Annotated in this window: 24 protein-coding genes; 10 read left to right on the top strand and 14 right to left on the bottom strand. The window is 62.3% G+C overall.

What is annotated here, in order from left to right:
* Window positions 1–59: 59 nt before the first annotated feature.
* Window positions 60–1,268 (top strand): ABC transporter substrate-binding protein, encoded by a 1,209-nt coding sequence (locus tag ACVIN2_RS32240; protein ID WP_456768658.1) that lies wholly within the window; start codon window positions 60–62, stop codon window positions 1,266–1,268.
* A 48-nt stretch (window positions 1,269–1,316) separates the two neighbouring features.
* Here the strand turns inward: ACVIN2_RS32240 and ACVIN2_RS32235 are convergent, their stop codons facing one another.
* The 6 genes from ACVIN2_RS32235 to ACVIN2_RS32210 all read right to left on the bottom strand — a co-directional run bounded on the left by ACVIN2_RS32235 (window position 1,317) and on the right by ACVIN2_RS32210 (window position 9,652).
* The gene (locus tag ACVIN2_RS32235) at window positions 1,317–2,018 is read right to left on the bottom strand and encodes a hypothetical protein (RefSeq protein ID WP_456768657.1); all 702 of its coding nucleotides are present in this window, start codon (window positions 2,016–2,018) and stop codon (window positions 1,317–1,319) included.
* Window positions 2,019–2,029: 11 nt separating this feature from the next.
* Window positions 2,030–3,301: an efflux RND transporter periplasmic adaptor subunit gene (locus ACVIN2_RS32230; RefSeq protein WP_456768656.1), complete on the bottom strand. Its 1,272-nt coding sequence runs from the start codon at window positions 3,299–3,301 to the stop codon at window positions 2,030–2,032.
* Entirely contained in the window at window positions 3,298–6,480 is a 3,183-nt protein-coding gene (locus tag ACVIN2_RS32225) for an efflux RND transporter permease subunit (RefSeq protein ID WP_456768655.1), read from the bottom strand. Before ACVIN2_RS32225 ends, ACVIN2_RS32230 begins: the two co-directional genes overlap by 4 nt.
* A 79-nt stretch (window positions 6,481–6,559) precedes the next feature.
* Window positions 6,560–7,477: an RNA polymerase sigma factor RpoH gene (rpoH, locus tag ACVIN2_RS32220; protein WP_456768654.1), complete on the bottom strand. Its 918-nt coding sequence runs from the start codon at window positions 7,475–7,477 to the stop codon at window positions 6,560–6,562.
* Between the two features lie 60 nt (window positions 7,478–7,537).
* Entirely contained in the window at window positions 7,538–8,962 is a 1,425-nt protein-coding gene (locus ACVIN2_RS32215) for an ATP-binding protein (RefSeq protein WP_456768653.1), read from the bottom strand.
* 9 nt (window positions 8,963–8,971) lie between these two features.
* The gene (locus ACVIN2_RS32210; RefSeq protein ID WP_456768652.1) at window positions 8,972–9,652 is read right to left on the bottom strand and encodes a response regulator transcription factor; all 681 of its coding nucleotides are present in this window, start codon (window positions 9,650–9,652) and stop codon (window positions 8,972–8,974) included.
* A 489-nt stretch (window positions 9,653–10,141) separates the two neighbouring features.
* On the opposite strand from ACVIN2_RS32210, the gene ACVIN2_RS32205 reads away from it, so the two are divergent.
* From ACVIN2_RS32205 to ACVIN2_RS32195, 3 genes are all read left to right on the top strand, one after another.
* Window positions 10,142–10,390 (top strand): hypothetical protein, encoded by a 249-nt coding sequence (locus ACVIN2_RS32205; RefSeq protein ID WP_456768651.1) that lies wholly within the window; start codon window positions 10,142–10,144, stop codon window positions 10,388–10,390.
* Between the two features lie 303 nt (window positions 10,391–10,693).
* Window positions 10,694–11,068, top strand: a complete 375-nt coding sequence (locus ACVIN2_RS32200; RefSeq protein ID WP_456768650.1) for a hypothetical protein — start codon at window positions 10,694–10,696, stop codon at window positions 11,066–11,068.
* 598 nt (window positions 11,069–11,666) lie between these two features.
* A complete protein-coding gene (locus tag ACVIN2_RS32195; RefSeq protein ID WP_456768649.1) occupies window positions 11,667–12,098 on the top strand; it encodes a carboxymuconolactone decarboxylase family protein in 432 nt (143 codons plus the stop codon).
* Here the strand turns inward: ACVIN2_RS32195 and ACVIN2_RS32190 are convergent.
* Both ACVIN2_RS32190 and ACVIN2_RS32185 read right to left on the bottom strand, forming a co-directional pair.
* The gene (locus ACVIN2_RS32190) at window positions 12,035–12,946 is read right to left on the bottom strand and encodes a sigma-70 family RNA polymerase sigma factor (protein ID WP_456768648.1); all 912 of its coding nucleotides are present in this window, start codon (window positions 12,944–12,946) and stop codon (window positions 12,035–12,037) included. The two genes, ACVIN2_RS32195 and ACVIN2_RS32190, sit on opposite strands and share 64 nt — an antisense overlap.
* Window positions 12,947–12,966: 20 nt before the next feature.
* Entirely contained in the window at window positions 12,967–13,275 is a 309-nt protein-coding gene (locus ACVIN2_RS32185) for a hypothetical protein (RefSeq protein WP_456768647.1), read from the bottom strand.
* Between the two features lie 197 nt (window positions 13,276–13,472).
* Between ACVIN2_RS32185 and ACVIN2_RS32180 the strand changes: the two genes are divergently transcribed.
* Window positions 13,473–14,879: a DHA2 family efflux MFS transporter permease subunit gene (locus ACVIN2_RS32180; protein WP_456768646.1), complete on the top strand. Its 1,407-nt coding sequence runs from the start codon at window positions 13,473–13,475 to the stop codon at window positions 14,877–14,879.
* A 426-nt stretch (window positions 14,880–15,305) separates the two neighbouring features.
* Here the strand turns inward: ACVIN2_RS32180 and ACVIN2_RS32175 are convergent, their stop codons facing one another.
* The 6 genes from ACVIN2_RS32175 to ACVIN2_RS32150 form a co-directional block, all read right to left on the bottom strand.
* The gene (locus tag ACVIN2_RS32175) at window positions 15,306–15,692 is read right to left on the bottom strand and encodes a RidA family protein (RefSeq protein WP_456768645.1); all 387 of its coding nucleotides are present in this window, start codon (window positions 15,690–15,692) and stop codon (window positions 15,306–15,308) included.
* A gap of 1 nt (window position 15,693) precedes the next feature.
* Window positions 15,694–16,746 (bottom strand): helix-turn-helix domain-containing protein, encoded by a 1,053-nt coding sequence (locus ACVIN2_RS32170; RefSeq protein WP_456768644.1) that lies wholly within the window; start codon window positions 16,744–16,746, stop codon window positions 15,694–15,696.
* A 4-nt stretch (window positions 16,747–16,750) separates the two neighbouring features.
* A complete protein-coding gene (nbaC, locus tag ACVIN2_RS32165) occupies window positions 16,751–17,362 on the bottom strand; it encodes a 3-hydroxyanthranilate 3,4-dioxygenase (RefSeq protein ID WP_456768643.1) in 612 nt (203 codons plus the stop codon).
* A complete protein-coding gene (locus ACVIN2_RS32160) occupies window positions 17,325–17,870 on the bottom strand; it encodes a flavin reductase (RefSeq protein ID WP_456768642.1) in 546 nt (181 codons plus the stop codon). Before ACVIN2_RS32160 ends, nbaC begins: the two co-directional genes overlap by 38 nt.
* Before the next feature lie 4 nt (window positions 17,871–17,874).
* Complete coding sequence (locus tag ACVIN2_RS32155) at window positions 17,875–19,641, bottom strand: 4-hydroxyphenylacetate 3-hydroxylase N-terminal domain-containing protein (protein WP_456768641.1); 1,767 nt, start codon at window positions 19,639–19,641, stop codon at window positions 17,875–17,877.
* Between the two features lie 344 nt (window positions 19,642–19,985).
* Complete coding sequence (locus tag ACVIN2_RS32150) at window positions 19,986–20,129, bottom strand: hypothetical protein (RefSeq protein ID WP_456769897.1); 144 nt, start codon at window positions 20,127–20,129, stop codon at window positions 19,986–19,988.
* Between ACVIN2_RS32150 and ACVIN2_RS32145 the strand changes: the two genes are divergently transcribed.
* From ACVIN2_RS32145 to ACVIN2_RS32125, 5 genes are all read left to right on the top strand, one after another.
* A complete protein-coding gene (locus ACVIN2_RS32145) occupies window positions 20,112–20,390 on the top strand; it encodes an FCD domain-containing protein (protein WP_456769844.1) in 279 nt (92 codons plus the stop codon). The two genes, ACVIN2_RS32150 and ACVIN2_RS32145, sit on opposite strands and share 18 nt — an antisense overlap.
* A 69-nt stretch (window positions 20,391–20,459) precedes the next feature.
* Window positions 20,460–20,813, top strand: coding sequence for a LysR family transcriptional regulator (locus ACVIN2_RS32140; protein ID WP_456768640.1), 354 nt, complete (start codon window positions 20,460–20,462; stop codon window positions 20,811–20,813).
* Window positions 20,814–21,904: 1,091 nt separating this feature from the next.
* The gene (locus tag ACVIN2_RS32135) at window positions 21,905–22,123 is read left to right on the top strand and encodes a hypothetical protein (RefSeq protein ID WP_007604771.1); all 219 of its coding nucleotides are present in this window, start codon (window positions 21,905–21,907) and stop codon (window positions 22,121–22,123) included.
* 928 nt (window positions 22,124–23,051) lie between these two features.
* Window positions 23,052–24,140 carry a helix-turn-helix transcriptional regulator gene (locus ACVIN2_RS32130; protein WP_456768639.1) on the top strand — a complete coding sequence of 363 codons (1,089 nt, stop codon included), beginning with the start codon at window positions 23,052–23,054 and terminating at the stop codon, window positions 24,138–24,140.
* A 395-nt stretch (window positions 24,141–24,535) separates the two neighbouring features.
* Entirely contained in the window at window positions 24,536–25,150 is a 615-nt protein-coding gene (locus tag ACVIN2_RS32125) for a LabA-like NYN domain-containing protein (RefSeq protein ID WP_354255707.1), read from the top strand.
* Window positions 25,151–25,563: the final 413 nt, after the last annotated feature.

Raw genomic sequence — 25,563 nt, 5'->3', positions numbered from 1 at the left:
GGGTCAACATGTCCTGCACCGCCAAACAACCCATAACTCCACCTTCCGGACCTTGCTTGATGAACATTTCTCGGCGACAGATTTTGGGCGGCATCGGCGCGTCGGTATTTTCGCCCGGCATCATCCGTGCGCAGGGCACGCGCCCGATCAGGATCGGCGAGATCAACTCCTATAGCAGCGCGCCCGCGTTCACCCTGCCCTATCGTCGCGGCTGGCAGTTGGCGGTCGAGCAGGTCAACGCCAAAGGCGGCCTTCTTGGGCGCGAGCTGCAGGTCATCAGCCGGGACGACGAAGGCAAACCCGGCGTCGCGATCCGCGCGGCAGAGGAGCTCGTGCGCAGGAACGAGGTCGATCTGCTGGCGGGCGCATATCTGTCGAATGTCGGCCTCGCCATTAGCGACTTCGCCCGGCAAAACCGAATCCTGTTCGTGGCAAGCGAGCCGCTCACGGACGCCCTCGTCTGGGAGAGCGGGCATCGCTATTGCTACCGGCTCCGCCCCTCGACATACATGCTGGCAGCGATGCTGGTGGAAGAGGCTGCGCAACTCAAGGCGTCGCGATGGGCGACGATCGCTCCGAATTACGAGTACGGGCAGTCGGCCGTAAGGTGGTTCACGCAGCTTCTGCGCCAACGTCGTCCCGATGTCGCGTTCGTCGGCAGTCAGTGGCCGCCGCTGGGCGCCATCGATGCCGGCGTCGTCGTGAACGCGCTTGCCCAGCAGAACCCCGAAGCGATTCTCAACATCACCTTCGGGCCCGACCTCACCAGATTCGTCCGGCAGGGACATGATCGCGGCCTGTTCGAAGGGCGAGACGTCGTGTCGTTCACAACAGGCGAACCCGAATATCTCCATCCGTTCGGAAAGGACGCGCCGACAGGATGGATCGTGACCGGCTATCCCGTGACCGATATCCTGGACCAGGCCAACAGCTCGTTCGCGTCGGCCTATTCCGCGCGCTACGGCGAGGCTCCCACCATGGGCTCCGTGGTCGGTCACGCCATGATCAGCTCCATCGCGGCTCCGATCGAACGACTCGGAAGCGTCGAGACCGAAACGATGGCCGATGGCTTTGGCAATGTCGGCTTCGATACGCCGTTTGGGCCGGCATTTTGGCGTTCGATCGACCATCAGAGCACGATGGGAACGTTCGTCGGCCGCACCGCGGTCAGAGGCAACAAGGCTGTCATGGTGGACTGGAAATATCGGGATGGCGGAACGATGCTTCCACCGGACGCCGAAGTCCGCAAGCTCCGCCCGGCCACATGACCGGCAATGCGCTGTGATGCGGTGATACGAAAGCCTTGCAAGGCCACCTCAGCATCCCGGCGGCAGGATCGGCGACACGCCCGGCGTCGGCGCCGCGCCTGAGGCGTTGGCCGGCAACATCGTCGCGGGCTGCGCCAGAGTCATCGAGACCCCTTCCGCGCAAGCCGAGCTGTTGGGGCTCGGCACGACGGCGGCATTCGGGTCGATGCCCGTGCCGCCGGCGCCGTTGGTGTCCGCCAGGATCGTGCCGGGCGCGGGGCTTGCGGGCACTTGCGAAATCGAAAGCGGCAGGGACGCAGCGCTCGTCACCTGTCCTCCCGGCGTTGAGCTGCATGCCACTGTCGCAGCCGTTCCCGCCGGCGCAGCTGCGCCGATCGTCCCGGTGGAGCTGCTGTTCTGTCCCGTGACCGGCAGGATCGGGCCCGCGATACCCGATGTTGGGAGGCCGATGGGCGATACCGTCGGCGTCGCCGGCACCGGCATTGGCGATGACGACGGCGGGGTGCAGACGACCACCGTCCCCGGCGTGGTCGGATCCGACGCGAGCGGAACGGGCGCCAACGTCGTATCCGGCGCACCCGGTACGGTCGTTGCGGAAAACGGCCCCGGACTGTTGAGCGGCGAGATCACGATCGCGCCCGGCACCGTCGGCAGATCCATTGCGGTGCTGCCGGTCGTTGCGATTTGTGCCTGGCCCGGAGAGAAGCCGAGCAGGCAAGCGACCATCATTGCAAACGCGACCCGCATCATCTTTCGTGTCCCTAGCTCGTCTCAAGCTTGCGAACGGTGACCTTGCTGCCTTCTGCCAGAGTGACCGCAGGATTGAGCACGACCTGATCGCCGGGCTGCACGCCGTCGCGCACTTCCACCGTGGTGCCGAAATCCCTGGAGATCGAGACCTGCTGCAAATGGACCGTGCCGTTCCGCACGACCGCGACGTGGAGGCCGTTCTGATCGAACACGAGTGCGTCGGACGGGACCATCATCGACGGCGTCCGGCGCGGGATCGATAATTCGACCGTGCAATAGATGCCGGGACTGAGCAGGCCATCGGGATTCGACACGTCGATCTCGGTCAGCAGCGTCCGGCTCCCCGGCTGTAGCGCGGTCGCGATCCGCGTGACCTTGCCGGCAAACGTCCGCCCCGGAATCTCGGGGACGCGGATGTTGGCATCGACGCCCGGGGCAACGCCGAACGCCTCGTCCTGCGGTACGAAGACCTGGGTTCGGATCACGTCGGAATGCATCATCGTGAACATGAAGGTGGAGCCGGCTTGCACCAGGCTGCCATTGTCCACGTTCCGCTGCGTGACCACACCGTCGAACGGCGCCACCACACGCTGGTAAGACTTCTCCTGCTGGAGCACGCGAATCTGCGCTTCCTGCGCCGTGATGTTCGACTGCGCAACGCCAACAGCCCCCTGCTGCGCGCGGAGGGTGAGGCGGTCATTGTCGCCCTGCTGTGCCGTCAACCAGCCTTGCTTGACGAGATTGCTGTCCCGCGAGTTGGTGACGTCCGCCAGCTCCCGGCTCGCCTGCGCCTGTTGAAGCGCAGCCTGGTTCTGGGCGAGCGTCGCCTGCGCCTGTGCGATCTGCTGATCCAGTTCGGGAGCGGTGATTTCCGCGAGGAGATCGCCCTTCTTGACCCGATCGCCGATATCGACGTGGCGCTTCTCGATGTAGCCGCTGGTCCGCGCGAAGATATTGGCCGCCTCGAATGCAGTCGTCGTCGCCGGCAGGCTCACCTTCATGATGTCGCCGCTGGGCTTGACTGTCGCCACCCGAACTTCCGGAACGCTGGTCCGAACCTGCTCCGCCACGGCGGCAACCTCACGCGCAGCCTCATAGTGCCGCCAGCCGCCGATGCCCAGACCGCCCGCAAGCAGCAGGAGCACGCCTCCGCCGAGCAACGCACCGCCGTAACGACGTCCAGATCGTGCGCCCTTGCCCGGCAGTTCCACGACCCGGAGGCTCTCCGCCCCCGGGCGATCTCTCGCCCCGTCGTCATCCGTCTTTGCGCGAACGTCACTCATTCCGGTTGCTCCTCGAATACACCGTGGCGCGGCTTGCCGTCATTGCCCTTGCGCAGCATGGCGAAGAGGTAAGGCACGATCAGCAAGGTGGTCGGGGTCGCGAACAGCAGGCCCCCGATGACCGCCCGCGCGAGCGCGGCATTCTGCTCCTCGCCCGGCCCTCCGATCGCCATCGGGATCATGCCCACGATCATCGCCGCTGCGGTCATCAGCACCGGCCGGATCCTCGTTCGGCCCGCGCTCAGCGCCGCCTGGAACGCGGAATGTCCCTTCAATTGCTCGTCACGCGCGAAGGTCACGAGCAGGATGGAATTCGCCGAGGCAACACCGATCGCCATGATGGCTCCCATCAGCGACGGCACATTCAGCGTCGTCCCGGTGATGAACAGCATCGTCACGATACCGCAGAATGTCGCCGGCAGCGCCAGGATGACGACGAAGGGATCGCCAAAGTTCTGGTAGTTCACGACCATCAGCAGGTAGACCAAGATGGCCGCGAACAGCAGCCCGATTCCAAGATCGCGGAACGACTGATGCATGCTCTGGATCTGTCCCAGAACCCGGATCGAATTGCCCGGCTGAAGCTGCTTCTGCAGGGTCGACGTCACCTTTTCGATATCGGCCGCGACGCTGCCGAGATCGCGGCCCTGGACGCTCGCATAGACGTCGAACACCGGCTGGACGTTGGCCTGGTTCGAATTGGTGGGAACGGTCCCCCGCTTGAACGTCGCGACGTTGCTGAGCAGGCCGGGCACGGTCTGGCCGCTTGCGGCAGCCGACGCCGACACCGGCGTGTTGCCCAGGGCGTTCAGCGAGTTGGTCCTGTATTCGGGAGTCTGCACCGCCAGGTAATAGGGGATGCCTGAGGTCGGGTCCGTCCAGAAATTCGGCGAGACCTGCGCGGACGAGCTGAGGCTCACATTGATATTGGTCGCCACCGTGCTCGCATTGAGGCCCAGCTGCGCTGCGCGGGTGCGGTCGATGTCGGCGTAGAACGCGGGAGCATCGACCTCCTGCTGCAAATGCGCATCGACTACGCCGGGGATCGCCGCGAGGCTCTTCTGCAGCTCCTTGGCCACGGCCAGATTGTTGCTGCCGTAGCCGACCGTGCGGACATCGATCTGCGCCGGAAGACCGAAGTTCAGGATTTGCGTGACGATGTCGGCCGCCTGGAAATAGAACGTGTCCTCCGGGAAGGCCGCAGGCAGCACCTGCCGCAGCTTCCTGACGTAATCCGCAGTCGGCTTGTGGCCATCCTTGAGCGACACCAGAATGGTGCCGTCGTTCACCCCGATCGTGGAGCCATCGGTGAATGCGAGATTGTAGGCCCGCGCCGGGAGGCCGATATTGTCGACGATCAACGCACGGTCGCGCTCCGGAATGACCTCGCGGATCTTGTCCTCGACCGCCTGGAAGATCGCTTCCGTACGCTCGATCCGCGTGCCCGCCGGCGCGCGAACATGAAGCTGGATCTGGCCGCCGTCGATCACGGGATAGAAATCCCTGCCGACATAGGCGAACATGGTGGCTCCGAGCGCCAGCACCAGCACGGCGACGACCGGCACGACGGCGCGACGCCGCAGCAAGTTTTGCAGGAGATCGGAATAACCGTCGCGCAGGTGCTCGAAACCGCGCTCGAAGGCGGCGGAGGCGCGCGAGAAGATCCCCGACGGGCGCTCGCCTTCGCCATGACGCCGCTCGCCCTTCAGCAGGAGGCCGATGGTGATCGGCGTGAGCGTCCGGGACAGCCCGTATGATGCCAGCATCGCGAACACCACGGCGAGGCCAAGCGGCGTGAACAGGTATTTGGCCGGGCCCTCCAGGAACACGACCGAGGTGAACACGCAACTGATCGCGAGCGTCGAGACCAGCGTCGGGATGGCGATTTCGGCGGCTCCGTGCAGCGTCGCCTCCGGCAACGGCAAGCCTTCCTCGGTCCAGAGCCGGTGCGTGTTCTCGATCGTCACCGTCGAATCGTCGACGAGGATACCGACCGCGAGGGCGAGCCCGCCGAGCGTCATCGTGTTGAGGGTCTCGCCGAGGAAATACAGCACGATCAGCGAGGACAGCATCGCCAGCGGGATCGAGATCAGGACGACCAGCGTCGATCGCCACGATCCCAGAAACACCAGGATCATCAGCGCGGTCAGGCCGGCCGCGATCGCGCCTTCGCGCAGCACGCCGTCGACCGAATGGGTGACGAATATCGATTGGTCGAACAGCTCATTGATCTTCAGCCCCGCCGGGGCCGCCGCGCGGATCGACGTCAACGCCGCCTTGACGCCGTTGACGACGGCGAGCGTGGAGGCGTTTCCGTTCTTGATGATGCTGAGCAGGACGGCGCGATGGCCGTCCTCGCGCACGATGTTCTGCTGCACCTGGGCGCCGTCGCGGACCTGGGCGACGTCCTTCAGGAAGATCGTGGCCCCGTTCGCGAACTTGACCGGGATCATGTTGAGGTCCTGGATCGTGGCCGGCGTCGCGTTGGTGCGAACGGTATACTGGGTGTCGCCGATCTTGGTCGTGCCGGTCGGCAACGTCAGGTTCTGGGTGTTCACTGCGTTGACGATGTCGAGCGGCGTCAGTCCGCGCGACAGCAGCTTGTTCGGATCGATGTCGACCATGATCTGGCGGTATTTGCCGCCGGCAGGCGTGGGCAGGGTCACGCCAGGGACGGGAGCCAGTTGCTGGCGGACCCGGTAGATGCCGAAATCGTAGAGCTGCTGCTCGTTCAGGCTGTTCGACTCGAGGCTGAGCTGGAGCACCGGCACGCTCGAGGCATTGAACTGCACGATGATCGGCGGCTGGATGCCCGGCGGCATCAGGGCGCGGATCGCGTTGGTCGCCGAGACGATCTGCGAGATCGCGAGATCGAGATTGACGTCCGGCTGGAAGTAGACCTTCTGAATCGACAGGCCGTTGAGGGTCTGCGCTTCGATATTCTTGATGCCGCTGACATTGGCGCTGATCGAGTACTGGCTGTAGGTGCTGACGCGCTGCTCCATCTCCGGCGTGGAGAGGCCGGTGTAGCTCCAGATCACCGTGACCACCGGAATCCGGATCTCCGGGAAAATATCTGTCGGCATCGACCGGATCGCGATACCGCCGAGGAACAGGATCAGCGCCGCAAGCACATAGAATGTGTGCGGAAGCCGTAGCGCGAAGCGAACAATTCCCATGGTGGACTGCCTGGAGCGGGTTACGCGGGATCGTCGGACAGATGAGAGCGGCCGGACCTGCGTTCAAATGAAAACGAATTCAGACGCTGCATGCGCCGCCCCTTGGCGCATCCTGCGCGGCGAGCATGACGGCGCGCTTGACCTTGGCAAAGGCGCGGATCTCGATCTGCCTGACACGTTCGCTGGATATCGACAGTTCGTGGGCCAGCCGATCGAGCGTGACGGGGCATTCTGTCAGCCGCCGCGCCTCGAACACGCGACGTTCCCGCGCCGCGAGCCCGCTGAGCGCAACACGCAAGGCGCTGGCACGCCGCTCGGTCTGCTCGTGATCGACCAGCACCGTCTCGGCGTCGACCGCCCCGTCGACCAGCAAGGCTTCCAGCTCGGTTCCGCTGTCCTCGCCACCGACGCGCACGTTCAGCGACATGTCGCCATGCAGCCGCGCGTCCATCTCGATCACCTCTCGCGCGGTGACCTCGAGCTTCCCCGCGATCAATTCGGCGACGTCAGGGGTGAGCCCCGACATCGCGCTGCCGGTGGCTTTCCTGATCTCGCCGCGGAGCTTGAAAAACAGCTTCTTCTGCGCAGCCGTCGTCCCGATCTTGACCAGCGACCAGGACCGCAGGATGTACTCGTGAATGGCCGCCTTGATCCACCAGATGGCGTAGGTGGAGAAGCGCGCGCCGCGACCGGGTTCGAAGCGTGACGCTGCGATCACGAGGCCGAGATTCGCCTCGGCGATCAGATCGACCATCGGAAGGCCGTATCCCTTGTAGCCTCGCGCCAGCCTGGCCGCGAGGCGGAGATGACTGGTGACGAGCGCGTCTGCCGCTCTCCGGTCCCGCGTCTGCTGCCAGCGGCGTGCAAGCTGCTGCTCCTGACCGGGCTCGAGGAAGTCGTAGCGCCCGATGGCCGCGGAATACGCGCTGAGGAACGGCACCGGTGCGACCGGCGTAGCAGGGGGATTGGTCCTGGTCAGTTCGTGGCTAGTCTGCATCTGTCGCTCCCACGGTCCAGGCCGGCTGTTCAATCTCGAAAGCATCGCGGATCATTTGGCTCATCCCATCTGGTCTGCGTCGGCGTGCAGCAATGTCCGCGACCGGCGCGCGGCGGCCGTCCCTGCCCGTCCGGTCCAGGCCAGGATTTCGATCCGCCCGCCGGGAGCGGGACCGACGATCAGCCGAAAGCCGTGCAGCTTGACGATGGCGGCGACCAGGCTCAGTCCAAGGCCGACGCCCGGCGTATGGCGCATCTTGTCGGAGCGGTAGAACCGTCGCAGCACCGCCTCGCGTTCCTGCTCGCTGATGCCGGGTCCGGTATCGCTGACGCACACCAGCGCCGTGTCGTCGTCAGCTTCCAGGGCGAGCTCGACCCGCCCGCCTGACGGCGTGAACTTGACGGCGTTATCGACGAGATTGGCGACCGCCTCGAACAGCAGGTCCCGGTCGCCCCACACAAGCACATCGCGCTCGATCACGACACCGAGCCCCACACGCTTGTCTTCGGCGATGGGTTCGTAGACGTCGCACACCTCCCGCAGGATCTCGTCCAGCGCGACCTCGCCAAAGCCTGCCACGCGGCGGTTGTTCTCGATCTCGGTCAGGCGCAGCAGGGCGGTGACGATCGCGAGCGACTGGTCGATTCCGGCGATGGCCTTGTCGATGGTCTCCTGCAGCTCCTCCAGCGTCGCCGCATGAGTTCGCCCCCGCTCCAGCGCCAGCCGGACGCGCGTGAGCGGCGTCCTGAGATCATGAGCGATGTCGTTGCCGACCCCGGCAAGCGCATTGATCATCGTCTCCATCTCGTCGAGCATGCCGTTGACGATCCCCGCCAGCCGCGCGAACGGATCGTCCGTCCCGTCCTGCGGAAGCCGCTCGCGCAGCTCGCCGGCGACGATGCGCTGAACCCGCTGGTTCACCTCCTCGACGCGCCTCTGGGCGCGGAGGCTGAGCCAGGCACCGGCCAGCAGGCAGAGGCTGAAGGCCGGCAGCAGGCCGAGGGCCAAGGCCTGCCCCACCACACTCGATATCTCGCGTGTCTCGTCGACATTCCGTCCGACCACCAGGACATCGCCGCCGTCGAGGCGCTTGCCGATCACCCTGACGACGGGATCGTGCACTGCCGTCGACTTGATGAGATCGAGGCGCACGCCCTGCACCGCTCCGTCGAGCCCGAGCTCGCGCGGCACGCGGTCGATGTTACCGGCAAGGCGGGTGCCCGCAGCATCGAACAGTCCCGCGTATTGCACGCCCCTGGAATCCTGATCGAGATGATCCGCGATCGCGCTGATGCGATGGGACGGCGACAGGTCTGAGATAAAGTCAATCTGGGTGGTAATCATGCGATCGGATCGCGCCACCAGATAGTTGTCGAGCTTCCAGTAGATGAATGCGAACAGGCCGACGACGAACAGCGCGAAGCCGGCCGCCATGGCCAGGGCCGAAAGGAACGTGCTGGAGCGGATCAGCTGGATCTGACGCATCGCCGGCCCCTATTGCCGCGAACGCAGGACGAAGCCGGAGCCTCGGACGTTGTGGATGAGCGGCACCTCTCCGGGGCCGTCGACCTTGTGACGGAGCCGGCCCATATGCACGTCGATCAGGTTCGTGGTTGCCGGAACGAACTTGTAGTTCCAGACCTCTTCGAGCAGCATCGCGCGCGTCAGCAGCTGATCATTCCGGCGCATCATGTATTCGAGCAGGCGGAATTCGCGCGGCAGCAGGTCGAGCTCACGCCCGCCGCGTCGCGCGGTGCGCTCGATCAGATCGATCTCGAGCGGCCCGACCTGCAAGGTCGTTTCTCGGCTGTCGATCGGACGGCGCAGCAACGCCTCGATCCGCGCGACAAGCTCGACGAGCGCGAACGGCTTTGTGAGATAATCGTCTCCGCCCATACGCAGCCCGCGCACCCGATCGTCCACCGCGCCGAGCGCACTCAGGACCAGGACGGGTGTCCGGACCTGATCCCTGCGCAGCGCCTCGATGACGGTGAGCCCGTCCATTCCCGGCAGCATGCGATCGACGATCATGGCATCCGGGCTCGACGCACGCGCCCGGTCGAGACCGTCGACGCCGTCGCCGGCCCACTGCACCTCGAAGCAGCGATCGGAAAGCTCGGCGACAATCGCCTCGGCGGTCTCCGCGTCGTCCTCGATCAGGAGAATCCGGTTCATGACCCTCGCTCCACGTTCCGCGCGGCGTTTTGGCGCGTGGTGGGTACGCGTAGGCTCGGCGACGCGCTGGGTCATGTTCGATGCCCGCGCTCGTCGAATGCGCGGCCTTGACGCCGCCTTTTGCCGGCCACTCGCTGCGGTACGAGATAGGCTCGCGGCACAGGGGGCACCATTGAATTGCAGTTCATGATCTCGGCCGTGCGCCTGAGGAGCAGCGCCAGTGCAAGGGCGATACGTGTTGCCAATGGCGTGATCATCTTCAGGGCTCCGCTCCGAACTGCGCTGCATCGAACATATGAGCTCGACGCGCTCGCGGTCGTCCGGGGGACAACGAATGTTATGGATTCGCACGATCGTGGTGCGACGTTACATCGGCTCACGGGCCGTTGAATTGTGGTGAGCAATTCGTGCATTTGAATCGTGCCCGGTCGCGCACACCTCAATGATCAGCCGGCTTGGTCGGCCTGATGTCATCAAAGGAGAGAGCGAATGACCACGTCCAAACTGTTGTCGATGGGACTGATTACAGCCGCGATGCTCGGCGGTCCCGTGATGGCGCGCGAGCATCACCGCTTCGTGCGACAGCCCGCGATGGAGGCCGACACGGTCGCAACGAGCGCGCCCGTCTATCAGGGCGAACGTGGCTGCGTTCCTGCGCCGCGCGTCGGCGCCTTTGCCACTGCGCCGTGGACCGGCAACAACGTGCCTTGCGAGCCCGGCACCGGCAGCTTCTTCTGATCGTGCCAACGCATCCGGCCGGATGACTTCGCCGGCCGGACGTTTATCGAATCACGGGGAGCGGACTGACCTCGTCAGCCCGCTCCCTTGCGTTGCCTCGCGGCCACGCGCGGCGCGATCACCTTCGTGCGCGGCGCGCCCGATGTCTGACCTGAATGTCTGACGTCGAATTCAGTTGGATTGCCGCGCAGCGCTCCTACCTCTCAAACGTCACACGCCCAGCCATCAAGCAGCCTCGCGCACACCGCGCGACGCGGAAACGGGCTTCAGGGATGACCGGGCTCAACACGAGAGGAGTTTTCCATGAAACGAGTCATCATGATTCTGGCAACAGCAGCGCTCGCCTCGACGCTCGCGATCGGCACGGCCGACGCGCATGGCGGTGGAGGCGGCGGCGGCCACGGCGGATTTGGCGGCGGCGGCTTTGGCGGCGGACATGCGGGCTTTGGCGGCGGCGCGCATTTCGGCGGCATGGGGCATGAAGGCGGATTCGGCAGCGGCGCCCGGTTCGGCGGCGAGCACCTCGGCTTCGGCGATCATGCCGGCGGCCTCCGCCAGCACGCGTTTCACAGCTACGGTCGCTACCGGCCCGGATATGGATTCTACGGCGCCTATCCGGATTGTTATGATTGGTACGAACTGCATCCCGGCCGGCCGTTGCCGCTGAGCTGCAGCTAGATCCGCGCATCACGCCGATCGGTCCGGATCGCACAGCGTTACGGTCCGGGCCGATCGCGCTAGCGCAGTTTCATGACGCGTCTGTCGGCAATGCATGATGGCGCAACACGCAGTTTCGCATCCTCGCGGCGCTTATCGCCCGAGCTTTGCATGGTCACTCCACCCTCAAATCCAAGAGGGCGCAGGGAAGGCCGGGTGCTGGCTCGCACCCGCGGTCCGCTGCGCGAAAAGCACACGCAGGAAAACCGCACAGCAGCATACCGGTGGTGCCAATCACTCGGCCTTCCCAGCGCGATGGTTGGACGGCTTATGCCGTGCTCTCCCGGGAGCCGAACTTTCCTTCTGGCCTCCCTCGCCTCGCGAATTTGGATGATGCTGTCCGCCCGGTTGGGCTCGCACACACCTCCGCGACAGCTTGACCGTAGCAACGACGGCCAGGACCAAAGGTTTTGCCGTACGCGCATTCGCCATTTCGCCGCAGGGTTCGACGGCATCGTGCACGTAGCCATCGAAATACCGACGAGACGAACTTCACAGCGCCGCTCGTCCGCACGTGGCCACGGGCTCACAGGTAGCGCATCAAGACACAGGAGATCACATGACAACTCGCACCAGCGCTTTCGTCGCTGCGCCGCAACTCGTGCAGCAACTCATGGATTACGGCCGCACGCTCCTCGACAATGGCCTTGAACAGGACTTCGTTCGGCTCGTGGCGATCCGCACATCTCAAATCAACGGCTCTGCAGCCGGCCTTCAACTTTACTATTCGGAAGCCCGTAAGGAGGGACCGCTAGAGCCGCGGCTGGATCTCGTGATCGCTTGGCGTGACACGGATTTATTCACCGCGCGAGAGCGAGCCGCCCTCGGCTGGGCCGAAGCGCTGACCCGCGTTGCCGAAGCGCTAGTTTCGGATGAAGCATATGACTTGTGTCTTAGCCTTGAGAGCGGCAGCTCGATCCGCTCGACTTATCCTGAAGTGAGTTCGTCGAGATCTCTATCCACCACGCACTCCGCACCATCGATAACATAGGCTGCGTGACGAAAATCCCTGATAGTGGCGAGCTTGCCGGCGGACCAGTTCAGCAGCATGAAATATTTCGCACGCCCGGCTGGCTCATTCGGATCGAACACCAGGATCGCGGGACGTCCCTCGACCTGCCCCGTCACCAGGTGCCAGTCGCTGACCTTCGAATAATTGCCGAAGTAGTTCGACACCTCGGCCTTGCCTTTCAGCCTGGTGCGGTTGACGAGCTCGAGCCTGACGTCGTCGGCGATCATGGCGCGGATCGCGTCGAAGTCGCGGGCATTGAAATGGCCGACATAGGCGTTGAGCCGCGTCCGATCGGCTTCCGACAGGCGCGGCTGCGGCACGTCGTCCGGCTCTCCGGCGAACTCACGCAGCTGCGTGCGTCCGCGATGCAGCGCGGCCTTCACCGCCGGCAGGCTGAAATCCATGATGTCGCAAACCTCGGCCAGCGAGCAGCCGAGCACGTCCATCAGGATCACGCTGGAGCGCTGCGTCACCGGCAGCCGCATGAAGGTGCGCAGGCTGGTCGCAGCGATCTGGCGGCTTTCCACATCATCGAGCCGGTCGGCAATCATCTCCACCTCCTCAGCCGAATGCAGCGCCTCCTGCCGGTTGCGGCGACGCAGGAAATCCAGCGCGGTGTTGTGCGCGATGCGGAACATCCAGCCCTCCGGATTGACGGTGGGCGTGACCGATTGCAGCGCTTCCATCGCCTTGATCAGCGCATCCTGCAGCACATCCTCACCGTCGATGACCGAGCCGACCATGCGGGCGCAGTAGCGATGCAGTTTCGGCCGCATCCGCGCCAGCAGGGCCTCGACATCGACGGTGGCCAGGGGATCTGGCGCCATTGCTCCTCCGCTAGGCCTGGTCAGGACTCGTCCAGCATACGATAGTTGCCGACGATCCTCACATCACGAACCAGCGGCGGCTCCGCGCAGCGGTCACGGATGCCGTCCTGGAACGCCTGAAACGCCTTGAGCTTCGGGATCGGGCTCGAGCCGTCCTCGGCCGCCGCCTCGACAAGATGGATAAAGGTGTCGTCCTCCAGCCGCAGCGTCAGATAGCGCACGCCGTCCGGCCCGGCCGCCTTCAATTCGGCAAATACGGCCGAAACCAGCTCGGCATTCCGGTCGGCCAGCTCCGGCCTGGCCTTGTACCTGATCAACGTCCTTCTCATCGCGCGCTCCTTGCTCATGTCGCGACCTGGTTCGCTTAAAATCGCGCAAATGGCCGCATCACCCCTAGGACGTTCGCCGGCCGGCGAAGGATGCGGCCCGGAACAAATTATTTTTGGGCGCATCCTTTGCCACTCAGCCCTCGTCTAGCCCGCAGAACGCGCCGCGACAGGGCGGCGCGACACACGGAGACAGGGCGATGCAGACCCCGACCAATCGCGCGGCGCAGAACTGGGTGCTCGGCGTCACCGCGCTGGCATCCTTCATGATGGCGCTGGATGCCATGATCGTCACGACGGCATTCGCGGCCATCCGCGCCGAATTCGGCAGCGCGGTCGAGACGCTGCAATGGACCGTCAACGCCTTCAACCTGACCTTCGCCGTGCTGCTCCTGACCGGCGCCGCGCTCGGCGACCGCTTCGGTCGCCGCCGCATGTTCGCCGCCGGGATCGCCCTGTTCGTCGTTGCATCGGCAGCCTGTGCGCTCGCAGGCAATGCCACCGCGCTGATCGCCGCCCGCGCGCTGCAGGGCGCCGGCGCCGCGCTCGTGATGCCGCTCGCAATGGCGATCCTGAGCGGCACGTTCGGCCGCGAGGAGCGCGCCCGCGCGCTCGGTATTTTCAGCAGCATCACCGGCTGCGCGCTGATCGTCGGCCCCGCCATCGGCGGCTTCATCACCGAACATTTCGGCTGGCGCTGGGTGTTCTGGATCAACCTGCCGATCGGCCTGATCGCGATCGCCCTGGTGCTGGCACGGTTGCGCGAAAGCTTCGGTCCGGCCGCTACGTTGGACATCCCCGGACTGGCGCTGGTCGCGCTTGCGGCGCTGGCGTGGGTGTGGAGCCTGTTGCGCGGTAACGCTGTCGGGTGGGCGAGCGCCGAAATCATGGCCACGCTGATGTCGGGCCTGGTGTTCGCCGCCGGCTTCGTGCTCTGGGAATTGCGCGCGGCCGCGCCGATGGTGCCGATGCGGCTGTTTGCATCTCGCGCGCTTGCCTCCGGCATGTCCGCAAGCGTCCTGTTCTACGCCGCAATGTATGGGGTCGTGTTCCTGCTGCCGCAGTTCCTGCAGACCGCGCTGGGCTTCGACGCCTTCGGCGCCGGACTTCGCCTGCTGCCCTGGACAGCGACGCTGTTCGTCACCGCCCCGATCGCCGGCGCGGTCGTCAACAGGTTCGGCGAGCGGCCGCTGGTGGTGACGGGATTGCTGATGCAGGCGATCGGCCTTGGCTGGATCGCGGAGATCGTCAGCCCCGCGGTTACCTACTCCGCTCTGGTCGCGCCGCTGGTGCTGGCCGGCGTCGGCGTCTCGATGGCGATGCCGGCAGCACAGAACGCCATCCTGAGCTCGGTCGCGGTGGCCGAAATGGGCAAGGCGTCCGGCATCTTCAACATGGGCCGCTTCCTCGGCGGCATGTTCGGCATCGCCGCGCTGGTGGCGAGCTTCTCGGCCCATGGCGGGGCCTACTCGGCCGGGCATTTCGAGCGCGGATTTGCCGCGGCGATGAGCCTTGCTGCAACGCTGTCGCTGGCCGGCGCGATTGCGGGGTTTTTCCTGCCGGCACGGCGACGGACTGCCGACGCAGCCGCGCCGCAGGATGCGTGACGCTGACAACACTGGAGTTTCGTTATCGGCCTGCGCCTTGTGCCGCCATCCTTCTTTCTGATCATGAAGCGCCGTTCTAAAATGAAAACGACATCTGGTGGAAGACATCGCAGTCCTCTGACATGCATTGCAACCCCGCAGGACACGTTTTCGCGTTCTCGCGGCGAAATTCGCCCGAGCTTTGCCTGGTCACGTCACCCTCAAATCCAAGAGGGCGCAGGGAAGGCCGGGTGCCGGCTGGCACCCGCGGTCCGCTGCGCGAAAAGCATACGCAGGAAAACCGCACAGCAGCATACAGGTGTAGCCAATCACTCGGCCTTCCCTGCGCGATGGTCGGACGGCTTATGCCGTGCAGCATGGTCATGACTTCCTGCTAGGACGCGATGGAGAGATGTTGCAGCGGATCGTTAGTCCCGTAGGAACCGTTCAAATCTCGGCAACGCAATCGATCTCGAGCAGAAAGTCCTTTCGCGGTAGCCGCGCCTCAACCGTGGTGCGGGCCGGCCATCCGGACTGGTCGGAACCAAAGAATTCCTTGTAGATCTCATTCATCTCGTCGAAGTCGGCGCGCCGATCGAGATACACGTTGACCTTGGCGATCTTGTCGACGGAGCTGCCGGCATATTCGAGGGTCGCCTTGATGTGCTGCAACGCGTAGCGCATCTGTTGAGCGAAGTCGCCCTGCGGGATTTTGACGTTCTCATCGTACCCCGGAAAGCCGGAGACAAAGATCAGATTTCCGACCTTGACCGCGTTCGAGTGCGGCGACTTCGATCTCGGAAGAGCGGGGTTGTTGATGATTGTACGTACCATTCTAGTCTCCTGTTTTTGAAGGTTGCGGGCCGGCGCCGACTGTTGGGCCAGCCAAACCGCATTTCGGCTCCGCAACCTGCTGTCGAAAGATTTCAGGCGTCGTACCCCGATGGTGCTTGAAGAAGCGGACGAAGTGCGACGGATGGGAATATCCGAGACCGTATGCGATCTCCTTGATCGATCGCTTGCTGTAGAGCAGGAGCCTCGTCGCCTGCCCCAGTAAGGCGGTCTGGACGACTTCCCTGGCCGAGCGGCCAAGAGCCCGTCTGCATGCCGCGTTCAGGGCATAGGGCGTCGTCGACAGCCGGGAAGCGAAAGAGTCGACCGTAAGCGGGGCAGCAGGGGGATTGCCGGATCTACCGGCGATCTCGAGATCGGTCTCGAGGCATCCCCGAAAGCGGTCGAAGAGCTCGGCCGCATTCGCGGTGGAGCGGTTCTCCTGCTCGAGGCCTGCCGACGCCTGCGCGGTCGCCGCGTCAATTCCGAGAAGGCACGCACCGAAGAGGTGGCGCAGCATCTCGCGACCGTTTCCCCGACCGGTTCCGAAGGACTCGGCGATCAAAGCGACGAGCTTGCGCAGATTCTCGCCGCCCACGTCGTCGTTCAAGGTGACCAGACGCTGCGTGGTCAGCCGCAGCAGCGCGGCCTTTATCGAGCCGTCTTCGAGCGTCAGCCCTGCGAGGAAGTCCGGAGACATGCTGATGACGTAGCCGACGCTATCGGGCTCGTACGTGAATTGATGAACGGCGTTCGCCGGCGTAAAGATGCAGCACGGCCCGGTGGCGGTCCGTTCAACTCCGTCATGCTCGAAGACGCATCCCCCAGCGAACGTGATCGAGAATTGATGGAAGTCGGGATGTCGATGCAGGCCGATCCGCCAATTGTTGGGGATATTCCGGATCGCAAAGGGTTCGATATGAAAAAACCCAAAGCTCTCCGCCGTCCAATCCTCACCGTACAGATAGTAGGCCGGAACTTCGAGAGCCCGTCGGGAGGAACCTCGAGCGCCCGGAAATGCTTTCGAACGTGGTTCTATCATCGCCTCTGCAGCCATGGTGTCAGGCTTTCGCCCCGAGTTCCTTCGCCGGAAGTTTCTCGCCCACACGCCAGATGGTCGGGATCGTCCGGTCTGAATCCTGGACCCATTCTTGCCATGCCGATTGGACTTTGTTGAGATCCGTCTCGATATTGGTGATTAGGAATTCTCCCCGGAATGTCACGTTTCCCTGCTCATCATACCACTCCAGTGCGTCGACCTCCCCCGGCTGGCGGCAGCGCTCGATCACGAGACCGATGCAGCCTTCCGGCCGCTGGGGCGAATGCCGGACGTGGGACGGTAGAAGATACATCTCACCCTCGCGCACCACGACTTCGGAGCGCACGCGCGTGACCGGATCGATCAGCTTGAGCGTCACGTCGCCGCGCAGCTGGATGAAGAGTTCTTCGCCCGGATCGTCATGATAATCCGGGCGGTAATTCGGTCCGCCTACCATCATGACAAGCAGATTCTGCCAGCGCTGCTTCCAGAACTGGAGATTGCCAATCGGCGGCTTGAGGTTATGCCCATTGTCCTCGATCCATCGATCGAGGTTGATAGGCAGATCCTTCAAATTGCTCGGCACCATGTCCTCCCTAATTTCCATCAACGGGCGCGGTGCGGCGGACTCCATCGGCAGGCCCGCCCGGCCCGATAGGCTCCAGACCGTGATACTTGCGATTGAAATACATCAACGGCAACTGCTCCGACCTCGACTCCGCCGAATAGACACGCGCGAACATGATGTTGTGCGTGCCGAATTCCTTGATCTCGGCGATGCTACAGTCCAGTGTCGCCACGGCATTGTCAAAGACCGGCGCGCCGGTCTTCCGCGTCGACCAGCTGACCCTTCTGAAACGCGATTCCATGTCCTCGCCTACTTGGCCTGCGAAGGTCGCGGAAAGTTCGCCTTGATCCGCGTTCAGGAGGTTCACACACAGTACCAGGTTGGTTCTGAATGCCAGATTCGATCTGCTGTCCTTGTGCACGCAGACAAGCACGGTCGCAGGCTCGTCGGTGACCGAGCAGACGGCCGTGCAAGTGAACCCGCAACGACCACCTGGCCCGTCGGTCGTGACGACGGAAACCGCGGCGCCGAAGCGCGCCATTGCGGTGCGGAAGGTGTTGTGATCGACGTGCATGACGTCAACCGTTCAGCCGGTCGAGGATGCTGACATCCGAGTTGCTATGGTAGCCCGGAACGACCCAGCCATTCTCGTCGTAATCGTTCATGCAGGCGGTAGCCAGCGCTTCCATTTCGGCCAGCGCGCCAGAGCCCCGCGCCTGCATCAACGCCTGCATGCGGATGGCCTCATGGTTGCCGGCGTAATTCCGCTCGTAAAGTTCATGGCGGGAACCGAATTCGGATCCGACCGCATCCCAGAGCGCCTTCATGATCTTGATGCGCTCCTTATAGTCGATCCCGTTCGACCCGCGCGAGTAGCGGGCGAGATATGCATCGACCTCGGGATTCTTGAAGTCTCGCGGACTGGATGGCAGATAGATCAGGCCCGACGCGACGATCTGCTGGATGATGGAGCGGATCGCCGGATAGGCCTCGGTTGCGAAGATGCGGTAGGCCGAACCTGCCTTGACATTCGGCAAGTACGCGTCGCCATGCCACTTGTCCGGCACCGCCGACATCGCGTCGGTGAGCGACCAGAACAGATTCCGCCAACCGATGATCTCGCCCAACTGAACCTGGACACCGCGAAATCCATCGGTCCCACATGCGCGCAGCGCCTTCTGAAGAAGCCCGATGATAAAGTCGAGCTTGACCGACAGGCGCACGCAGCTCTGGAAGGTGAAGCCGTTGAGAAACCCGGACTGAGGGTAGAATTTCCGCAGCATATCGATGTCGCGGTGCACGAATACGTTCTCCCACGGGATGAACGCGTTGTCGAATATGAAGATAGCGTCGTTCTCGTCGAAACGGCTGGTCAGGGGATAGTCGAAGGGCGATCCGGTGGCCGCTGCCGCGAGTTCGTAGGAAGGCCGGCAGATCAACTTGATGCCGGGGGTGTCCATCCGGGCGATGAACATGACGGCGAGACTGTCGTCCGTGATCTCGGCCGCCATGTTCTGTCCGAGGAAATTGTAGTGCGTCAATGCCGAAGACGTAGCGACCACCTTCGCACCCGTTACGTAGATGCCGGCATCGGTCTCCTTCACGATGCGCACATAGACGTCCTTCACGTCGTCGGCCGCCTTGTTGCGGTCTATTGGGGGATTGACGAGCGTGTGGTTGATGAACGGAACGGCCTCCTGGGCGCGCGCATACCAAGCTCGCGCGTTATCGGCGAACTTACCGTAGAAGCCGGCATTCGCGCCCAGGGTATTGGTGAAGCTTGCCTTGTAGTCGGGGGTACGCCCCATCCAACCGTAGGTCTGGCGGGACCATGCAGCGATCGCGTCGCGCTGCGCGATGAGATCGCTGCTCGAACGGGCGTAGCGGAAGAAGCGATGCGTATATCCGCCCGAGCCCGTGTCGGTTTCTGTCGTGAGCACGGGCCGCGTTTCTGGATTGTGGAGCGCATCGTACAGCTTAGCGATCGAGGCGGCCGAATTACGAAATGCAGGGTGCTTGGTAACGTCCTTCACCCGCTCGCCATAAATGTAGATCTCCCGGCCGTCGCGAAGCGATTCCAGGTATTCGGCACCGGTGAACGGCCGCTTCTTGTCGGCGCGGATGTCTTCGGGATTGCTGGTCACGTGCTCTACTCCGGACAGATGGCGCAGCAGAACCGCTGCCTTCCGCTCATCATCCCGAAGGCCCGTCCCCAGGGCGACCGATTCGGATGGCCTTTCTGCGAAGTACGATAACCATCGGTGCGACCTCGCACCGTCGTTCGAGAACCCAGGATCCCACGTTGGGGTGCAGCTCTTCTCGCGACCATGTCGGCGCCTCTCCATCGGCCTGCGTCGACCAATAGGTTAGCGGATCAGATGAGCCGCTCCGAGGGGGGCGTAACCTATATTGGAGAAACGATAGCCAATATCCTTTTTTGGCGTATGGGTGCCGTCGTAGAACTTGCTGCACGGGGCCTTCCGACCTACCGGCCGATTCTGTAGCACGATGCAATCGGTGGACGACACCTTAGGCTCGGCCCTGGCGACAACGGCCGCGATGGCAAACGCCGCGCAAAAGCTGGTACTTCTTGACCGCGAACTCCGCGCTAGGCTTCGCACTGGAAAGAGGGAAACCGAGCTGCCTCCGGCCGTGAAGCCGTGTTCGCGGAGCTGCGCGCGGCTAGTACTTATTTGTCGTGATAGCCCGCATCGCGATAAACTTCCCTGCCGCCAACGACGGTCGAAAGCGCCTTTCCCCCGATGACGGCCGCAGCCAGGGGGACGGCGCCGCGGAGGCTGCCGAGGTTCTGGCGATGGAGAAGAGACATCATGATTTTCACCGAGCCTTGATCGCATACTGCAAATCACCGCGCCTGCTTGAGATCGCCGGCCAACTCTATATCGAAACGCAGCGCTATCGGCTCCCGAGCCTAATCGGCCGCGTTGCCGAGAAGCATGCGCGCGACGTACCGAAAGAGCATAAGGGAGATAATGGATGCCGCCCTCCGCCGGAGCGAAAGCGCGCTGGATCTCCTAGCCGCACATTATCGCAAGACGTCCGAGATCATTTCGACCTCAGCGGATTGGGGTGACGAAAAATAAACGAGCGGTAAGGCGCCTGCAGTGAGAGCCGCTAGCTGAGAAATTAAGCGTCGGCGCGCATGTCGGACCATCAGATCAAATCATCGACAACCTCCAAAGATATGGCTGCCTCTGCTCGGTCAGCCCACATCGGTCTGCATCACTTGCGATTGGCTGTCGCAGCTGCGGACTGTGGGAGCTTTCGGCAAGCAGCGGAATTGCTTTGTATGCGTCATTCTATGTTGAGCCGTTCAATCAGCCAGCTTGAACACCTAATCGGAGCGATATTGTTTGAGCGGTCAAGCGGAGGCGTTGTGCCTACACCTGCCGGAAGAAGCATCCTGCGAATATCGCGAATGATCCTCGAACAGGTCGACATGCTGGTCGCGACGGGACGGTCAGCGGTCGCGGCGAAGCCGGACGACTCTCGATAGCAATGAAACAGCGCTCTTAAGCCAACATGATCCAGAAACGGACATAGAGGATATCTTGGCCGCCAAATTGGCATTGAGACAGCATGGCGTCTAAAGCCTTGCGCCGCGCTGATGTTCGTCAACGGCCTACGTGATACCTGCGTCATGCTTCTCGATCGGGCTGGCTGCGACTAGCTGACGATCTGCGACATCACTGGACATTCATACCGAAGCGCGCAGACCATCGTGAAGCACTACCGCGCCCGCAATGCGGCTCGCGCCGATTCCGGTATCGACAGGCTTGAATCGCAAGTGCGGAAGGAAGGCATGAAGAGCTGAAACGCAGACCGGTGGGTCTCGCGCTAAACTGTGGATGAGCTTCGGTCCCAATTATCCGACTCGTCGCACGGCGTGCGACGTACGACCATTGAAAGCGTCGCACCGAGACCCGGTTTGTTCTGCCTGGGAATTTAAAAAAGCCCTCGCGGGCCAATATCTTAGGGTGGTGGGCGCACCAGGGCTCGAACCTGGGACCCGCTGATTAAGAGTCTCATGTTCTACGAACACAAACAGGTACTTAGCTGTAAAAGAACCATTCGATAGGCCTATATAGATCAATAGGTTACACCTGCATTGTAAATCGCATGCGCAACCCGCGACCCCTACGTCCCTAACGTAAGTAGGAAGCGAAAAGACCGACAATAACAATGAAGTTCGCTCGCGATTGACCATCTTTATCGCTGTTTGTTCACGCGGTTTCGGTGGTCAATCAATTGGTGGTCAAGGTCACAGAGCCTGTTCTTGTCTTGCTCTCTCCCTGAGGTGCCGCTGGAATGAAAACTACATTGCGATCCAATTTTTGGCCGATGATGGTGCAGATCCCTATAGATCGAGCCGGCAATGCGAGAGTTTGCGCACGATCTCAACGCCCCTGTTTTGATCGTCGTTCTTGCGCAGGCACTTGAGTCGCTTGGAATCGCGCAACAGGGCGACACCGCCGGCGGGAGCGATAGCCTTCGCACCTGCGGCAACGATCCTCGTTGCTTAAAATCGGTCTGCCGATAAGCTTTCCATATTGTCGCCAGTTCATTTAAGCACCTTTGGAGATTGCTTTGACGAACGACACAGCCGTTTACGTCGTCGGTCGCGTCGATCCAACTACCCGCAGCAAGGAGTGGGCCGGCCGCATGGGCACGCGACGCACCATCGCCAGAGATGGGCTTACCATCGATCCTGCATCCCTCGCCTATTGCCGGCACGAATGGCTGAACGGAAGCGGTTACGTCGATATCGAGCGGGTACGAGAATTCCCGTCGATGTTCACGCTCTGAGCATCAAGATGAACCGGCAGCCTCCTCCGGAAGAGACAGTCCGCCGACTGCTAGGCCGCCTCGCAAGACGAGGTCGGCCCGCTCGAGTGCTTTCGACAACGCCTCACGCGACCGACAGCAACCCAAACCGCGAATTCGCGAAAACCGATCAGTCAGTGGTTTGGTTCTTCGTCTTCTTACCGATCTTCGTGCTGCTCTACGCGATAGTCGAGAAAATGCACGTTAGATAACGCACTCGGCGGCCGCGCGTCGATCTCAAGTCGCAAACGTCCTTAGTCGCATCGCTTGAAGATGCCCTGCTCTAAACTAAATCCCGATCACACTGGTGATCCCTGAGTGCATTCCGCTGGGCAACTCGTATCAGGTCGACCGTTGAAGCAATGGGGGTACTTTCTCTTATCGCGTTAACGTGTGAAAGTGAACTAACTAGGTCTGCCGGCGCGTAAAGCTTCTTTGACTGCTTTCTGATAGGGCGAGGAAGCCAATAGCTGAAACAGCGCTCGTGCCGCCCTATATCTCGCCTCGGCCCGACTGCGCTCTCGGCCTTCTACTAAGCATTCGCCCGAGCTTGTCCGAATGAACCAGCCCCAACGTCGTCCCCTGCGTTGAACATCGATGTCAAAGGTTGGCAGATCACTGGTTCTATTCCGACAGAAGTTGCGGTCGTAGCTGTTCATGAAGACGGGCTCAAGCACAGCGAAACTCGTGAACAGCGGACCGGCCCGCATTGCCCAAGAGGGCGGTCGCTACGAGCCCCTGTAGGACTGTGGCCAACTTCCATGATGGTCATTTTGCTCTCGCCTTGCCGAAGTGGGTCTCGCGGGGGCTACCCAACCCCTTGATAAGGCGAATATCCTGAGGCAGCATGGCCCAATTGGGCTATGCCTTTAGAGGTGCTGCGGCACATTCGACGACGTCGGAATGGTGGATGGAACCCTTTGATCTGCAGCGACTTAGCCGCGTGTTGGCCGCCGCCGCGATCGATCCCTCTCTCTGGACAGAGGCATTGCAGACGGCGGCGGAATGCACCGGGTCGTATGGCGCGGTCCTGTTACCAGTTGTCGGAGCATTGCCTATCGTTGCTGCTACTCCTTCCATGGATCGCAGCGCAAATATTTACGTCAGTGACGGATGGCAAGGCCGCGACGAGCGCTACCGGGGGAAGGCCGCCTTCTTGGCCAATGGAGTGGCGACAGACGACGACTGCATGCCATTAGACGCACGCAAGCGTTCGCCTTTTTATCAAGAGTTCCTTCGGAACTGTAATCTTAGCGGTTGGGCAGGCGTCCGGATCGGCCGGGGAGATCTAGTTTGGAATTTGAGCCTACAAAGGACGCCAGACCAAGGTTCTTATTCCGCGAGAGAGTTGCGAGCTCTTTCCGAGCTGTCCAACAGTTTGGATTCGGTCGTTCAGACTTGCGCAGCGCTCGGCCTGGCGAAAGGGGAATCAGCACTAAGTGCCTTCGATTTCTCAAAGCGCGCGGCACTTCTGCTTGACCGGTCGGGCCACGTCGTTCGCGTCAATCCGGCGGCGGAGCGACTAATCGGACTTGATCTGCAGATTTCGGCAGGACGCATTCGCTGCCAAGATCCGAAATCAAATGAGCTCCTGCACAACGCGATCAGAGCTCTGTTCTGGAGCGTTGAAGCCTTCACTATCGCGCCCATAGTTCTGCAAAAGGTTTCAGGCGGCCGACTTGTCATCTACCCGATGCGGCTTACTGGTCTAACCGACTCTCCCCTTTCCCTCTTCCACGCAATACTAGTTATCTCCGACACCGACCTAACGCAGTCAGCAGGTATGATGACTCTGCGCGAGGCCTTTGAGCTGACGGCCGCAGAATCCCGGCTTGCATGGGCTCTTGCGAGCGGCAAGGATTTGGAAAGTTTTGCGGCAGAGCGAGGGCTTTCTAAGCAGACCCTGCGCAATCAATTGAAGTCTGTTTTTATGAAGACGGGGACAAACCGCCAGGCTCAGTTGGTGATGATGCTGTCGAACCTCGTTCCGGAGAAGTGATGACTCCAGCTTAGCGACGCCATCTATCACACTTAAGAACGATTGAACGATTGACGTCAATCTTCGAGCGCCATGGTGCCGCAGGCCGGCAACGCTCACTTCCGTCATTTGCGCGATTCCGGACTTATCCGAGACGATGCTAAGTGCGGCCACGCGCCCTGTAGTACTGCCCCGACGACGTCGGCAAAACCAGCTCCGAAACGGTACGGCAAAAGCGCAAATCCGACCGCCTGCAACCTGAAGTCACAAGGGCGCAATCGAGAATCCCCTTTACAACCGCCTAGCGCGCATCGTCCATGGCAACTATGCTAAATAAGTGTCCGCCTTTCATCTTCAGTCTTCAGCGAAGCATTCCATCTCTCATTTCCTGATGAAGTACCTCCGCGAAAGTAAAAATGGCCTCCACTATTAACAAGATCGCGCTCTTCATCGATGGAGCCAATCTCTACGCGACGGCGAAAACTCTGGGCTTCGACATCGATTACAAGCGCCTGCTGAAGGAGTTTCAGAGCCGCGGGACGCTGCTGAGGGCGTTCTACTACACCGCGATCATCGAGGATCAGGAGTACTCCTCGATCCGGCCGCTGATCGACTGGCTCGACTACAACGGCTACACCGTCGTCACCAAGGCGACCAAGGAGTTCATCGACGCCTCCGGCCGCCGCAAGGTCAAGGGCAACATGGACATCGAGCTCGCCGTGAACGCCATGGAGCTCGCCGAGCACATCGACCAGATGGTGCTGTTCTCGGGCGACGGCGACTTCCGCTCCCTGGTCGAGGCCGTTCAGCGCCGCGGCGTGCGGGTCACCGTGATTTCCACGATCGCGAGCCAGCCGCCGATGATCGCCGACGAGCTGCGCCGCCAGGCCGACGTCTTCACCGACCTCGTCGAGCTGCAGTCCAAGCTCGGCCGCGACCCGTCCGAACGCCCCGCCCCGCGTGATCGTGAACCGCGTAACCACATGCCGAAGTTCTTGCAAGAGCCGAAAGGAAATGACCCTCTCGAGTGAGACAGCCTTCCTCAATGGCCTACTTGCGGCTAAACCAGGACCCATAGCGAGATTGTTATTGGGGCATCACAATCGACGTCCCGTCTCGATGCAATCGCGTCGTTTCGGCGAAGATCGTAGAACTCGTGCGTCGCTGCGCCCCGCACGCAAGCGAACGCGTTGTCGCGCGACTGTCGTCAGTCAATGACCATAGCCGAGCAGACGAGCAAGGTTCACCGCAAAGCTACCGAACGCGCTGCCCGCAGCAACAACGGATATCACTATTGAAAGAGGAGTGAGGCTGTAGCTAGTTGTCGTGGGCGCTTTATCCGTGTTCGAATGCGCAATCCGCAACACTTCCAGGCTTGGCATGTTACCCTCTGAGTTCGAGCGAGAGGTCTCCCCTCCGGCAAGAGGTCCCCTGTTTTCAACCG

Source organism: Bradyrhizobium sp. USDA 3650 (genome assembly GCF_054057395.1).
Note: the sequence above shows the minus strand (reverse complement) of the source record. Positions and strands in the feature narration are given on the sequence as shown.

What these genes read in the sequence shown, in the direction of transcription:
- ACVIN2_RS32225 (WP_456768655.1), bottom strand. Translation starts at nt 6,480, where the DNA reads ATGGGAATTGTTCGCTTCGCGCTACGGCTTCCGCACACATTCTATGTG.
- ACVIN2_RS32155 (WP_456768641.1), bottom strand. Translation starts at nt 19,641, where the DNA reads ATGGAGAGGCGCCGACATGGTCGCGAGAAGAGCTGCACCCCAACGTGG.
- ACVIN2_RS32180 (WP_456768646.1), top strand. Translation starts at nt 13,473, where the DNA reads ATGCAGACCCCGACCAATCGCGCGGCGCAGAACTGGGTGCTCGGCGTC.
- ACVIN2_RS32145 (WP_456769844.1), top strand. Translation starts at nt 20,112, where the DNA reads ATGGAGAAGAGACATCATGATTTTCACCGAGCCTTGATCGCATACTGC.
- ACVIN2_RS32125 (WP_354255707.1), top strand. Translation starts at nt 24,536, where the DNA reads ATGGCCTCCACTATTAACAAGATCGCGCTCTTCATCGATGGAGCCAAT.
- rpoH (WP_456768654.1), bottom strand. Translation starts at nt 7,477, where the DNA reads ATGCAGACTAGCCACGAACTGACCAGGACCAATCCCCCTGCTACGCCG.
- ACVIN2_RS32195 (WP_456768649.1), top strand. Translation starts at nt 11,667, where the DNA reads ATGACAACTCGCACCAGCGCTTTCGTCGCTGCGCCGCAACTCGTGCAG.
- ACVIN2_RS32140 (WP_456768640.1), top strand. Translation starts at nt 20,460, where the DNA reads ATGTCGGACCATCAGATCAAATCATCGACAACCTCCAAAGATATGGCT.
- ACVIN2_RS32205 (WP_456768651.1), top strand. Translation starts at nt 10,142, where the DNA reads ATGACCACGTCCAAACTGTTGTCGATGGGACTGATTACAGCCGCGATG.
- ACVIN2_RS32200 (WP_456768650.1), top strand. Translation starts at nt 10,694, where the DNA reads ATGAAACGAGTCATCATGATTCTGGCAACAGCAGCGCTCGCCTCGACG.
- ACVIN2_RS32190 (WP_456768648.1), bottom strand. Translation starts at nt 12,946, where the DNA reads ATGGCGCCAGATCCCCTGGCCACCGTCGATGTCGAGGCCCTGCTGGCG.
- ACVIN2_RS32240 (WP_456768658.1), top strand. Translation starts at nt 60, where the DNA reads ATGAACATTTCTCGGCGACAGATTTTGGGCGGCATCGGCGCGTCGGTA.
- nbaC (WP_456768643.1), bottom strand. Translation starts at nt 17,362, where the DNA reads ATGGAGTCCGCCGCACCGCGCCCGTTGATGGAAATTAGGGAGGACATG.
- ACVIN2_RS32175 (WP_456768645.1), bottom strand. Translation starts at nt 15,692, where the DNA reads ATGGTACGTACAATCATCAACAACCCCGCTCTTCCGAGATCGAAGTCG.
- ACVIN2_RS32185 (WP_456768647.1), bottom strand. Translation starts at nt 13,275, where the DNA reads ATGAGAAGGACGTTGATCAGGTACAAGGCCAGGCCGGAGCTGGCCGAC.
- ACVIN2_RS32150 (WP_456769897.1), bottom strand. Translation starts at nt 20,129, where the DNA reads ATGATGTCTCTTCTCCATCGCCAGAACCTCGGCAGCCTCCGCGGCGCC.
- ACVIN2_RS32170 (WP_456768644.1), bottom strand. Translation starts at nt 16,746, where the DNA reads ATGGCTGCAGAGGCGATGATAGAACCACGTTCGAAAGCATTTCCGGGC.
- ACVIN2_RS32215 (WP_456768653.1), bottom strand. Translation starts at nt 8,962, where the DNA reads ATGCGTCAGATCCAGCTGATCCGCTCCAGCACGTTCCTTTCGGCCCTG.
- ACVIN2_RS32235 (WP_456768657.1), bottom strand. Translation starts at nt 2,018, where the DNA reads ATGATGCGGGTCGCGTTTGCAATGATGGTCGCTTGCCTGCTCGGCTTC.
- ACVIN2_RS32130 (WP_456768639.1), top strand. Translation starts at nt 23,052, where the DNA reads ATGGAACCCTTTGATCTGCAGCGACTTAGCCGCGTGTTGGCCGCCGCC.
- ACVIN2_RS32230 (WP_456768656.1), bottom strand. Translation starts at nt 3,301, where the DNA reads ATGAGTGACGTTCGCGCAAAGACGGATGACGACGGGGCGAGAGATCGC.
- ACVIN2_RS32160 (WP_456768642.1), bottom strand. Translation starts at nt 17,870, where the DNA reads ATGCACGTCGATCACAACACCTTCCGCACCGCAATGGCGCGCTTCGGC.
- ACVIN2_RS32210 (WP_456768652.1), bottom strand. Translation starts at nt 9,652, where the DNA reads ATGAACCGGATTCTCCTGATCGAGGACGACGCGGAGACCGCCGAGGCG.